The 11,463-nt window shown below is 72.7% G+C and carries 8 protein-coding genes; 4 read left to right on the forward strand and 4 right to left on the reverse strand.

From position 1 onward, the window contains the following. The first annotated feature begins 99 nt into the window (after window positions 1-99). The 3 genes from RYJ27_RS04165 to RYJ27_RS04175 all read left to right on the forward strand — a co-directional run bounded on the left by RYJ27_RS04165 (window position 100) and on the right by RYJ27_RS04175 (window position 3,636). Window positions 100-1,530: a hemolysin family protein gene (locus RYJ27_RS04165; RefSeq protein WP_330171490.1), complete on the forward strand. Its 1,431-nt coding sequence runs from the start codon at window positions 100-102 to the stop codon at window positions 1,528-1,530. Further along, entirely contained in the window at window positions 1,527-2,561 is a 1,035-nt protein-coding gene (locus RYJ27_RS04170; RefSeq protein ID WP_330171491.1) for a hemolysin family protein, read from the forward strand. The genes RYJ27_RS04165 and RYJ27_RS04170 overlap by 4 nt, the downstream gene beginning before the upstream one ends. A gap of 226 nt (window positions 2,562-2,787) precedes the next feature. After that, on the forward strand, window positions 2,788-3,636 hold the full coding sequence (locus RYJ27_RS04175; RefSeq protein ID WP_330171492.1) for a hypothetical protein: 849 nt from the start codon (window positions 2,788-2,790) through the stop codon (window positions 3,634-3,636). A 27-nt stretch (window positions 3,637-3,663) separates the two neighbouring features. Here the strand turns inward: RYJ27_RS04175 and RYJ27_RS04180 are convergent, their stop codons facing one another. The 4 genes from RYJ27_RS04180 to RYJ27_RS04195 all read right to left on the reverse strand — a co-directional run bounded on the left by RYJ27_RS04180 (window position 3,664) and on the right by RYJ27_RS04195 (window position 10,450). Then, the gene (locus RYJ27_RS04180) at window positions 3,664-4,563 is read right to left on the reverse strand and encodes a hypothetical protein (RefSeq protein WP_330171493.1); all 900 of its coding nucleotides are present in this window, start codon (window positions 4,561-4,563) and stop codon (window positions 3,664-3,666) included. Between the two features lie 105 nt (window positions 4,564-4,668). Beyond that, window positions 4,669-8,085, reverse strand: coding sequence for an error-prone DNA polymerase (locus RYJ27_RS04185; protein WP_330171494.1), 3,417 nt, complete (start codon window positions 8,083-8,085; stop codon window positions 4,669-4,671). After that, entirely contained in the window at window positions 8,085-9,674 is a 1,590-nt protein-coding gene (locus RYJ27_RS04190; RefSeq protein WP_330171495.1) for a DNA polymerase Y family protein, read from the reverse strand. Before RYJ27_RS04190 ends, RYJ27_RS04185 begins: the two co-directional genes overlap by 1 nt. A gap of 5 nt (window positions 9,675-9,679) precedes the next feature. Beyond that, on the reverse strand, window positions 9,680-10,450 hold the full coding sequence (locus RYJ27_RS04195) for a hypothetical protein (RefSeq protein WP_330171496.1): 771 nt from the start codon (window positions 10,448-10,450) through the stop codon (window positions 9,680-9,682). A 452-nt stretch (window positions 10,451-10,902) separates the two neighbouring features. Between RYJ27_RS04195 and RYJ27_RS04200 the strand changes: the two genes are divergently transcribed. Then, window positions 10,903-11,277 (forward strand): prepilin-type N-terminal cleavage/methylation domain-containing protein, encoded by a 375-nt coding sequence (locus RYJ27_RS04200; protein WP_330171497.1) that lies wholly within the window; start codon window positions 10,903-10,905, stop codon window positions 11,275-11,277. Window positions 11,278-11,463: the final 186 nt, after the last annotated feature.

An 11,463-nucleotide genomic window follows, 5' to 3' on the forward strand; every position in this document is an offset into this window, starting at 1 on the left:
CTTCACCAGCCCATCCGAAGATCCCGTAGATAGACCCCGGCGCGTCGGTCCGACCCCGACGCGCGCCCGGTTCGAGCCGGGGAGAGGGATGCTCGCGACATGCTGATCGCCGTCCTCACACTCCTCCTCGGGATCATCGTGATCCTCGCGATCATCGCGGCGAACGGCTTCTTCGTCGCTCAAGAGTTCGCGTACATGTCCGTCGACCGCTCACGGCTCGGCGCGCAGGCCGAGGCCGGGGATGCCGCGGCCGCACGTGCCCTCAAGGTGACCCGCCGCACCTCCTTCATGCTCTCCGGCGCCCAGCTGGGCATCACCGTAACGGGCCTGCTCGTCGGATTCGTCGCGGAGCCCCTCGTCGGGGAGTCGCTCGGCGTGCTGCTCGGGGGCGTCGGCATCCCACCCGCCGTGAGCGTCACGGTGGGAACCGTCGCGGCCCTCGTCGTCTCGACGGTCGTGCAGATGATCTTCGGCGAGCTGTATCCCAAGAACCTCGCGATCGCGAACTCCGGTCCGCTGGCGCGCGCCCTCGCCGCGCCCACGCTCTTCTACCTGACGGTGTTCGGGTGGCTCATCACGGTCTTCGACCACGCGGCGAACGCGCTCCTGCGCCTGCTACGCATCGAACCCGTGCACGACGTCGACTCGAGCGCCACCGCCGACGACCTGGAGCACATCGTCGCCGACTCCCGTGAGAGCGGGGATCTGCCCGAGGAGCTCTCCCGCATGCTGGATCGCATCCTCGACTTCCCGCACCGCGATGTCGAGCACGCGATGATCCCGCGCTCCCGCGTGGGCGTCGTGCGTCCGGAGACGACGATCGCGGAGGTACGGGCGCTGATGGCCGAAGCTCACACGCGATACCCGGTGATCGACGACGAGGACCAGCCGCTCGGTGTCGTGCACCTCGTCGACGTGCTCGCGGCCGGTGCGGCGCGCAGCGCGGATGCCGTGAGCACCCTCATGCGGCGGCCCACCGTCGTTCCTGAGCTGATGAGCCTGCCCGACGCGCTCGAGCTGATGACCTACGAGCGCAACGAGCTCGCGTGCGTCATCGACGAGTACGGCGGGTTCACCGGCATCCTGACCCTGGAGGACCTCGCGGAGGAGGTCGTCGGCGAGATCACCGACGAGCACGACGACGAGCTGCCGGCGGGCGTGGAATCCGTCGGGGAGAACGCGTGGCGCATGGGCGGCGACCTGCACCTCGACGAGGCCGAGCGCGAGATCGGTCACGATCTGCCCCGCGGAGACTACGAGACCGTCGCGGGGCTCGTGATCGCCGCGGTCGGGGCCCTGCCCCGGGTCGGCGACCATGTGCGCATCGATCTGCCGCAGGAGGCATCCGACGTGGTCTGGCACACCGTCGCCGAGCGCTGGCTCGACGTGCGCGTGCTCGAGGTGAGCCGCCATGTGCCGGCGCTCGTCGAGGTGACGCTGCACGAGGTGCAGGAGGACGAGGCGGACGCGGACAGCGGCGGCGATGCCGACCGGGACGCCGCCGGATCGGGAGAGGAGGCGCAGCGATGACCGATGCATGGATCGTGATCGTCGCGACGATCGCCCTCATCGCTCTCTCGGCGTTCTTCGTCGTGATCGAGTTCGCCCTGCTCGGCGCCCGGCGCCACCGGCTCGAGGAACTGGCGACGACGAAGCGCTCGGCGCGGGCGGCGATCCGCGGCTCGAACGAGTTGACCATCATGCTCGCGGGTGCTCAGCTGGGCATCACCGCCTGCACCTTCGCGCTCGGAGCCGTCACGAAGCCGGCGGTCGACGCGTGGCTGCTGCCGCTGTTCTCCTCGTGGATGCCCGCGTGGGGGGCGGATGCCGTGGCGTTCGCCCTCGCGCTGTTCATCGTGACCTTCCTCCACCTCGTGGTCGGGGAGATGGCGCCCAAGTCGTGGGCGATCGCGCACCCCGAGCGGGCTGCCCTGCTGATCGCGCTGCCGGCGCGAGCCTTCATCTGGGTGTTCCGTCCCCTGCTGCTGTGGATCAACAACATGGCGAACCGTCTCGTCGCGGCCAGCGGCATCGAGCCGGTCGACCGCGCCGCCGCGGGCGGGTACGACACGGCCACCCTGCGGCACCTCGTGGAGCACTCCGCCGCGGTCGGGGCGCTGGACTCCTCGTACCAGGCCTCGCTGCGCGGGGCGATGGAACTGGAGACCCTCACGGTCGACGATCTCGTGCCCCACGACGTGGTGCCCACGTCGGTCGCACACGACGCGACGGTGGCGGACGTGCAACGGGCGGCGCAGGAGTCGGGTCACCTGCGCATCCTGCTGGGCTCGCCCGAGCAGGGGATCGAAGGCGTCGTGCACGTGCGCGACACGCTGCTGGAGAGCCCCGACCGGCCCGCGCGGGAGCTTGCACGCGCACCATTCGTCGTGGCGTCCGGCACGCTCGTGCACGAGGCGCTCGCCCGGATGCGCCGCGAGAGCCAGCAACTGGCGATCGTCATGGACGGCTCGCGGTACGTCGGGCTCGTCACGCTCGCGGACGCGCTGCGCAACGTGCTCCCGCGGCCGACCGAGCGATCGGGCGGCGCGAGCGCTCGCTGAGGCATCCGATCGGGCGTCGGCGCCGAAGAGGGGGCGTGACCGTTCCGCAGCCCGCGCGCACGGGCGCCTCGCCCGCCATCTCCCTCGACATCGATCCCCGGACCCTGGGGCTCGAGCGCATCGTCGCCCCCAGCATCCTGGGCGACGTCGTCGTCCATGCGGGGCGCCGCTCGGCGGCTTCGTCGCGCTCGACCTGGCGGCGCGGCATCCGGAGGCGGCGCTCTCGGTGGGGGTCGTCTCCCCGAGCGGTCCCGCCGCGCTCGACGCGGTGCGCCGCCCCTGGCGTGGGGGTGTGCGGCTGCCGTGGTTCGCGGGGATGCTCGTCGCGATGAGGACGCTCGCGTGCCTGGGCACCGCGGGGCGGGGGACCGGGCGGATGCTGCACCGCATCGGCATCCTCGCGCCCTTCGCGTCGCCGCTGTTCGCGGCCCGCAGCGCCGTCGACCCCAGCGTGTTCGACGCGCTCTCGCGGGAGCTGCGCCCCGCGGCCTTCGCCGCCGCGGCCCGCGCCGTCTCCGCGTACGACGTCGCCGCGTGGGCCGGCATCGAGTGCCCCGTGCGGGCGGTCAGCGGCGCTGACGACGTGTTCGTCGGCGCGGGGACGCGGAAGTGCTCGGCCGGATCATCCCGGATCATCGGCACCACGTCATCGCGGGAGCGGGGCACTTCGCGGCGATCGAGCGGCCCGAGGTCGTGGTCGACGCGCTTCTCGCCTTCAGCGCGCGCCGGCCGGATCGCCGCGCGGCGGGCCGGACCTCCGGCCTCGTGGCGTAGAGCCAATCCGGGGGCGGTGGCCCGGTCGGACCGGTTCTTTGCGCGGAACGCGGCGGATCGGCATCCTCTCGAGGCCATGACCGGAGAAGTGGACCGTTGTCGGCGCGGTCCGCGAGTGGTGCCATCGGGACGTACCCCTTACGTCCCGGAGGTGATCGTCGTGATCTCGCTGCTCGCACTCGTCGTCGTTCTGATCGTGATCGCCGCCGTCGTCGCGGCGACGCTCGTCGTGACCGTGCGGGATGACCGAGGCGCCGTCGCCGAGGTGCGCGACTACGACACCCGTCGGCCGACGCTCTGACGTGCTCTCGCGCGGGGTGCGGGGCGGTCAGCGCGGGGGCGTCACGCCGAGGTGCTGCACCCACGAGCGGAGGAACGCGGCGCCCGCCTCGTCGTGGATGAGGTCGCCCTGCGTGAGCACGTCGTACGGACGCTCGAGCATGCCGTCGGAGGGGCGCACGTCCACGTGCGCGACGTCGAAGCCGGAGGCGTGCAGCTCGTCGGCCATCTTGTAGTCGCTGCGGGAGTCACCGATCGTTCGCCACGTGCGGGGCAGCTCGCCGTGCTCGGAGAAATGGGCGAGCGCGCGGCGGGCTCCCCGGTCCTTGTCGAGCAGCACCGACTCGATGTCGGTCGAGATGATCGTGGGGTCGAGCCGGAAGGGTACCTGGCCTGCGGCATCCGGAGCCGTGCGGTCGCCGTAGCGCACCCCGACGCCGTGCCGCACCGCGGCGTCGAAGGCCGCCTCGTCGAACCCGTCGCGGTGGGCGTGGAACGTGTCGTTGTCGACGTCGACGCGCTGCTCCACCGAGATCATCGCGCGCTTGGTGTCGTCGAAGAAGACCAGCTCGTCGTAGTCGGTTTCGACGATCATGCGGATGTCGTCGACGAGGGCCTGCGGCGGGGCGACCTCGTGGTCGACCTCGACGTCGCCGAGGCCGTCTGGCGTGATCGTCGACCACGCCGCCCCCTTCTCGTACACGCCGAACATGCGGGCGCCGGGCGTGCGGAGCACGTCGCCGAGGCCCCGCGCGAGCAGCGGCGCGACCACCTGATCGCGGATGAAGGCGTCGGAGCGACCCGTGATGAAGGCGACGGGCACCCCCGCGCGGGTGAGCGCGAGCAGGTCGTCCAGGATGCTGTCGATGGCGATCGTGCGGGAGACGGGACTTGCCAGGGGGCCGTCGACGTCGAAGAGCAGGCCGAGGTCGGGAGTGGGGGATGTCACCCCTCTATGCTCTCGCACCTTCGCGCCGGGGAGTTCGTTCGGGATCCTCGGGTGCGACCGCGTGGGCGCCGGAGGCGACGGGCGCGAGCCGGCGGGGGCCGAGTCTCAGCGGAAGTCGCGGGAGGCGTGCCGCATGCCCACGCGCAGGTCTTCGAAGCCGTCGGCGACGAGGTTCGTGACGCCCTCCTGCGAGCGCTCCAGCATCCCCCGCGCGATGAGGGCGGGGGAGTCGCGCACGATGCGCCGGTACCGGGTCCACACCCCGACCGAGCAGATGACGTTGACCAGCCCGTGCTCGTCTTCGAGGTTGAGGAAGGTGATGCCGGATGCCGTGGCCGGACGCTGCCGGTGCGTCACGAGGCCGGCGACCTCGACCCGCCGCCCCGTCTCGTGGGTGCGCAGCGCGGCAGAGGGCAGCACGCCGCGGGCGGCGAGATGCTCGCGGTAGTGCGTCATCGGATGGTCGTCGGGCGAGACCCCCGTCGCCCATAGGTCGGCGGCGAGGCGATCGTGGTTCGAGAGGTCGGGGAACAGCGGCGGCTGCACGGCGAAGACGGTGCCGGGCAAAAACTGCGCCCGGTCCTGTGCGGCGGAGCCCGCCTGCCAGATGGCCTCGCGCCGGGTCAGCCCCAGGCATTCGAAGGCCCCCGCCGTCGCGAGCGACTCCAGCTGCGCGGCGGTGAGGTCGGTGCGGCGCACGAGCTCGTGCATGTCGCGGAAGGGCCCCGCGGCATCCCGCTCGGCCACGATGCGCTCGGCGACCTTCGCGCCGATGCCGGTGACGCCCGCGAGCCCGAGCCGCACGGCGAACCCCCCGTCGCGGCGGTGGGATGCCGAGGCGTCGGGCGCCGCCCGGTCGAACTCTCCCCCGGGGGGTTGCGGGGTGTGCAGGCACTCGTCCGTGCCCGTGGGGGTCGCGGTCCGCTCCGCGCGCGGGACGAGCGGCTCGAGGGTCTCCGTCGCGGCCGAGAGGTGCAGGTCGGGGCGGCGCACCTCGACCCCGTGCCGCCGCGCATCGGCGGCGAGCGTGGCGGCCGAGTAGAACCCCATCGGCTGCGCCCGCAGCAGGCCGGCGAGGAAGGCGGCGGGGTAGTGCAGTTTGATCCACGAGCTGGCGTAGACCAGCAGCGCGAACGAGAGCGAGTGCGACTCGGCGAACCCGAAGTCGGCGAACGCCTGGATCTTGGCGTAGATGTCGTCGGCGGCCGCCCCCACGAGCCCGTTCCTGGCCATCCCCGCGTAGAGATGCTCGCGCAGGGACTCGATCTTCTCCTGCCCGCGCTTGGACCCCATCGCCCGGCGCAGCAGGTCGGCCTGCTCTCCCGTGCACTCGCCCACCGCCATCGCGATCTGCATGAGCTGCTCCTGGAACACGGGGATGCCGAGGGTGCGCTCCAGCACGGGCTTCAGCTTGGGGTGGGGGTAGACCACCTCCTCGAGCCCCATCTTGCGCCGCACGAACGGGTGCACCGCGCGGCCCTGGATCGGCCCGGGCCGGATGAGGGCGATCTCCACCACGAGGTCGTAGAACCGGCGCGGCTGCAGGCGGGGGAGCAGCCCCATCTGCGCGCGCGATTCGACCTGGAACACCCCGATCGAATCGGCGCGGCACAGCATGTCGTAGACCGCAGGCTCCTCCTTCGGCAGGGTCGCGAGGGTCCACTCCTCGCCCGTGGCGTCCCGGATCAGGTCGAAGCAGTGCTGCAGGGCCGCGAGCATCCCGAGGCCCAGCAGGTCGAACTTGACCAGCCCCATCCACGCCGCGTCGTCCTTGTCCCACTGGATGACGGTGCGGTTCTCCATGCGCGCGTGCTCGATCGGCACGACCTCGCCCACGGGGCGGTCGGTGAGCACCATGCCGCCCGAGTGGATGCCGAGATGCCGCGGCGCCTTCAGCAGCTCGCCGGCGTACTCGACCACCTGCTCGGGGATGTCGTGATCGGGCATCGACGACAGCTCGGCACCCCACCGTTCGACCTGCTTCGACCAGGCGTCCTGCTGACCGGGGGAGAAGCCGAGGGCGCGGGCCATGTCGCGCACGGCGTTCTTGGGCCGGTACTGGATGACGTTGGCGACCTGGGCGGAGCGCTCGCGGCCGTAGCGGGCGTAGACCCACTGGATGATCTCCTCGCGCCGATCGGAGTCGAAATCGACGTCGATGTCGGGCTCCTCCTCGCGCAGCGACGACAGGAACCGCTCGAACGGCAGCCGGTAGAGGATCGGGTCGACGGCGGTGATGTGCAGCAGGTAGCAGACGGCGCTGTTGGCCGCCGACCCTCGGCCCTGACACAGGATGCCGCGCCGCCGCGCCTCGGCGACGATGTCGTGCACGATGAGGAAGTACCCCGGGAAGTCCTTCTTCTCGATGACGGCGAGCTCGTTCTCGATGCGTCGCCGGTCTTCTTCGGCCAGGCGCGGGTACTTCTCCGGCACCGCCTGCCACACGAGGTGCCGCAGCCACGACATGGGGGTGTGCCCGTCGGGCACCTCCTGCTTCGGCAGCGCGGGCTTCGCCTTGCGCAGGGGGAACCCGAGCTCCTCGGCGAGCGTCGCGGTGCGGGGGACCGCGCCGGGGTAGCGGGCGAAGCGATCGGCCATCTCGGCGCCCGAGCGCAGGTGCCCCGACCCGTGGGCGGGCAGCCAGCCGTCGAGGTCGTCCATGCTGCGGGTCGCCCGCACGGCCGCGATCGCCGACGCCAGGCGCGCCTTGTCGGGGGTGGCGTAGTGCACGTTGTTCGTCGCGAGCGTGGGCAGCCCCCGGTCGGCGGCGAGGGCGGCGAGCAGATCGTTGCGGCGGGAGTCGAGCGGATCGCCGTGGTCGGTGAGCTCGACGAAGACCGACGCCCGACCGAACAGGTCGACCAGGTGGTCGAGCTCGCGGGCGGCGGCATCCGGCCCCTCCTCCTGGAGGGCCCGGCGGACGGCGCCCTTGCGGCATCCGGTGAGGATCGCCCAGTGCGGGTCCCGCGACCCGCCCGCGCGGTCGGCGAGCTCGCCGAGGTCGTAGACCGGCCGCCCCTTCTCGCCCCCGCGCAGCTGCGCGGCGGTGATCGCCGCCGCGAGCCGGTGGTAGCCCTCCTGACCGCGCGCGAGCACGAGCAGGTGCCGCCCGGCGGGGTCGGCCTCGCCGCCCTGCGGCTTCGGCAGCTCGAGCGAGAGCTCGGCCCCGAACACCGTCGTGACGTGGAACGACTCCGCCGCCTCGGCGAAGCGCGCGAGGCCGTAGAAGCCGTCGTGGTCGGTCAGGGCGAGGCCCGACAGCCCCAGGCGCTCGGCCTCCTCGATCAGCTGCTCGGGCGAGGACGCGCCGTCGAGGAACGAGTACGACGAGTGCGCGTGCAGCTCGGCGTAGGGCACCGCGGTCTCGGGTCGCCGGATGGGCGGGGTGACGTAGGCGCCCCGCTTGCGCGACCAGGCGGGGCTGTCGCCGCCGTCGGCGTGGGGCGGCGCGGCCTCGGGGCGCGTGGTGCTGAGGATGCGCTCGAGCTGCGACCACGGGATCGGCGGATTGCGGAATCCCATCAGTCGTACCTCCCCTCGGCGTGCCAGGCCTCGTCCTCGTACACCAGCAGCCAGGCCTCCTGCCGGTCATCGACCGCCTGCACGCGGTAGGCGAGGCGCCGCCGCTGCGGATCCCAGTCGCGCTCGCGCAGCGCCCACGGGCCGGCCCAGGCCGCGACATCCCGTCGCCTCCCCTCGCGCCCGAGCGAGGCGGGCGGGGCGCTCATCCGGCCGCGCGCGTCGATCGTGACGGGGGCGCCCTCGGCGTCGAGCACCACGATCGGCGGCAGCGCCGCGTACACCGTGGTGGGGTGCGGGGCGGGCAGCGACCCGGGCCAAGGCTGCCCGCGATCGGCGGCCGTCGTGACCCGGTCGCCCCAGGGCACCAGCACCTGCCGCTCGGCGGGGGAGCGACCGCCCCCGATCGCGGGGGTGAGCACGCCCCGATGCCCGAGCATCGCCTGCACCCGCGAGAGGGCGTGGTGCACGCGCTCGCCGGGGCCCTGGCCGAACAGGCCCGGCTCGTGGTGGGCGGCCTCGTCGACGGACTCGGGGGCCAGGCGCACCTGCGACACGCCGCTGGTCAGCTCGCCGCCGATCGCCGCCTCGAGCTGCCAGCGCACGCGGTCGACCACCGCCGCGGCATCGAACGTGGTGGGGTGCAGCCACACCCGCTCCGACCTCCCGCCCCGGTCGTCGAGCAGCTCGACGCGCAGCTCGGTGCACACCAGGGCGCGCTCGGAGAGGGCCGAGATGAACGCATCGGCGGTGACGCGCACCGCGAACCCGATCTGGTCGACCAGCTCGAGCGGAGGCTCGAACGACACCTCCCGCTCCAGCTCGGGCGGGGGCGTGCGGGCCGTGACGGTGCGGGCATCGAGCCCCCGCGCGAGGCGGTGCAGGCGGATGCCGCGGTCGGCGAACCGCTCGCGCACCTTCTCCTCGTCGAGCTCCGCGAAGGCACCGAGCGTCTGCACCCCCAGGCGGGCGAGCAGACCGATGATCTCGTCGTCGGCGAGGGCGCGCACTGACAGCGGCGCGAGGAACGCGCCCGCCTCCCCGGGCGGCACGATGCGGACGGGCGCGTCGGGGCTCGTCAGCCGCGCCGCCTGCTCTGCCGTGAAGGGGCCGTCGCCGATGCCGACGCGGGTCTCGGGCAGGCCCGCGCGGGCGAGGTCGCCCTGCAGCACGCGCGCCGCGGCATCCTCGCCGCCGTAATACCGCGCCGGCCCCCGGGCGCGCAGGGCCCCGAGCCCCGCCCGCACGATCTGCACCCCGGGGGCGTGCTGCTCGATGCGGGAGACCACCGGCAGGAAGCCCCGGTTGTCTCGGGCCTCGTCGTCGGGGACGAGGTGCAGGCCCGGGCAGGCCGCCTGCGCGTCGCGGCGCCGCTGACCCCGGCGCACCCCCTGCGCCCGCGCCCGCTCCGAGCACGCGACGATGCGGTTGCCCCGCACCACCGCGATGGGCGCCGCCTCGTCGAGCGTCGATCCACGCTCCCGCAGCAGGGCGTGCACGGGCCAGTCGGGCACCCACACCACGAGCGTGCGCACGGGGGTGGTGGATGCCGGGGGCGACGGCGTGCCGTCGGCGACGCGCGCAGGAGTCACGGCGCTCACCCCGCCGCCCGGATCGGGACGGGATCCGCGCCGCGCCCCCGCGAGACGCCCTCGAGGGCGGAGGGGTCGGCGGCGACGGCGCCCCGGACGGCCGTCCCCGCAGACGTGGCGACGGCGGCATCGACGGCGCCCGCGGCATCCGGCAGCATGACCCGCGTGCTGCGTGGCACGGGGAACCGCCGGCTGGAGACCGTGACCGTGACCTCGCGCCCCGCGAGATAGCCGTCACCGGCTCCGACGCCCTGCCAGCGCGGATCGGAGGTGCTGAGCAGCGCGTCGGCGCCCGGCCAGTCGCCGAGGGTGAGCAGCGCGCAGCCGCGGTCGCGCAGGCGGGCGGTGAGGCGTGCGGCGTCGCTCTCGCGCACCCGCTCGGGCGGGCGCACCGCGACGAGCGGCAGCACCTCGGCGAGGGCCGACGCGACGGCGAGCCAGCGCGCGCCGGGCTCGGGCACGAGGACGAGCCGGGAGAGATCGAGCCCGAAGCCCTCGGCGGCCTCGACGCCGAGCGAGGGGACACCCACGACCCCGCACCACGACCCCGCCCGCGATGCGGTGGCCATGAGGCCCAGCAGCAGGCTCGGGGAGGGCTCGAGCGCGTACACCGATCCGGGGCGCAGCCCGCGCTCGGGGAGCAGGTCGGCCAGGCGGGGATGCACCGGGAAGACGGGTGCGGAGACCCGGCGCCCCCGAACCCGATCCATCTCGGCGCGCAGCCGCCGCAGCTCCTCCGGGGGAGCCGCCTCGCGAGTGCGCAGCGCCGTGACCATGCCCGCAATAGTAGAATGTAGGTTCGACATTCACCATGGCAATGATGGGTGAACCTTCGATGTTCACTCGAAGCTTCGGGGCGTTTCCCGCGGATATTCGGCCGACCGGGGCATCCGTTCCGTGCCCTCCGGCGGGGTCGCGGGGTGCGCCTCATGTTCCGGACCCCTCGCGGGTCTCATTCTCATCTTCTGTCCACCGACTCCGGGTGAAGTGCAGACAAGAAATATCTCCTGACCAGGCATCCATGCGCCGTTATTATTTCGTTACATGAGCCGGAGTTGACATGAAGATGAGAGGCGTCTCATGATCAATGCGGGGAGGGGTTCGCGTTACGTGAGTCCCATGTACCCAGCTCTGGGGGCTGGGGTATCGGGGATATCTGGGGATATCCGGAATACCTGTTCACGTCAGAGTTGACCTGTACAAGCGATTCCACTGGGGAGATACGCACATGCGTGCATCAATTCGCAATTACATCCAGGCCGCCCGCCGTCGCCGTGAGGAGACGGATGAGGGCGGCTTTTCGCTGATCGAGCTCATCGTCGTCGTCGTGATCCTGGGGGTCCTCGCGGCGGTCGCGATCCCGATCTTCGCGAACATCCAGAAGACCGCCGACGAGAACGCGCTCAAGACGGTCGCGGCGAACGCGGCGACGCAGGTCGCCTCGGGCGTCGCCCAGGGCAAGGCCGTCGGCGATGTCACGCTCACCAACCTCGGCGACGGTGGCAAGATCACCTTCACCGTCGGGGGCGCCGAGCTCGACAAGATCTGCGTCACCGCCGCGAAGACCGGCGTGACGTCGCAGAAGGCCGGCCCCGGCTGCTGATCGGCAGCCGGTAGGCCCACACACGTGGGGCCGGTTCACCGCGGCTCGGCCGCACCGGTCCCGCATCTGGGGAAACGCCCCCTCGGGGGCACGTTCCGAGAGGAACAGCCTCTTCGGAGGCATCTGGGGAAGGAGCATCCCGTCAGGGATGCGCAGCTCGCACTGGGGAGGGTGAGCGAGATGGGG

Origin of the sequence: Microbacterium limosum (genome assembly GCF_036324365.1) — a bacterium.
Taxonomy (GTDB): domain Bacteria; phylum Actinomycetota; class Actinomycetes; order Actinomycetales; family Microbacteriaceae; genus Microbacterium; species Microbacterium limosum.

What these genes read in the sequence shown, in the direction of transcription:
- RYJ27_RS04165 (WP_330171490.1), top strand. Translation starts at nt 100, where the DNA reads ATGCTGATCGCCGTCCTCACACTCCTCCTCGGGATCATCGTGATCCTC.
- RYJ27_RS04170 (WP_330171491.1), top strand. Translation starts at nt 1,527, where the DNA reads ATGACCGATGCATGGATCGTGATCGTCGCGACGATCGCCCTCATCGCT.
- RYJ27_RS04185 (WP_330171494.1), bottom strand. Translation starts at nt 8,085, where the DNA reads ATGGGATTCCGCAATCCGCCGATCCCGTGGTCGCAGCTCGAGCGCATC.
- RYJ27_RS04195 (WP_330171496.1), bottom strand. Translation starts at nt 10,450, where the DNA reads ATGGTCACGGCGCTGCGCACTCGCGAGGCGGCTCCCCCGGAGGAGCTG.
- RYJ27_RS04200 (WP_330171497.1), top strand. Translation starts at nt 10,903, where the DNA reads ATGCGTGCATCAATTCGCAATTACATCCAGGCCGCCCGCCGTCGCCGT.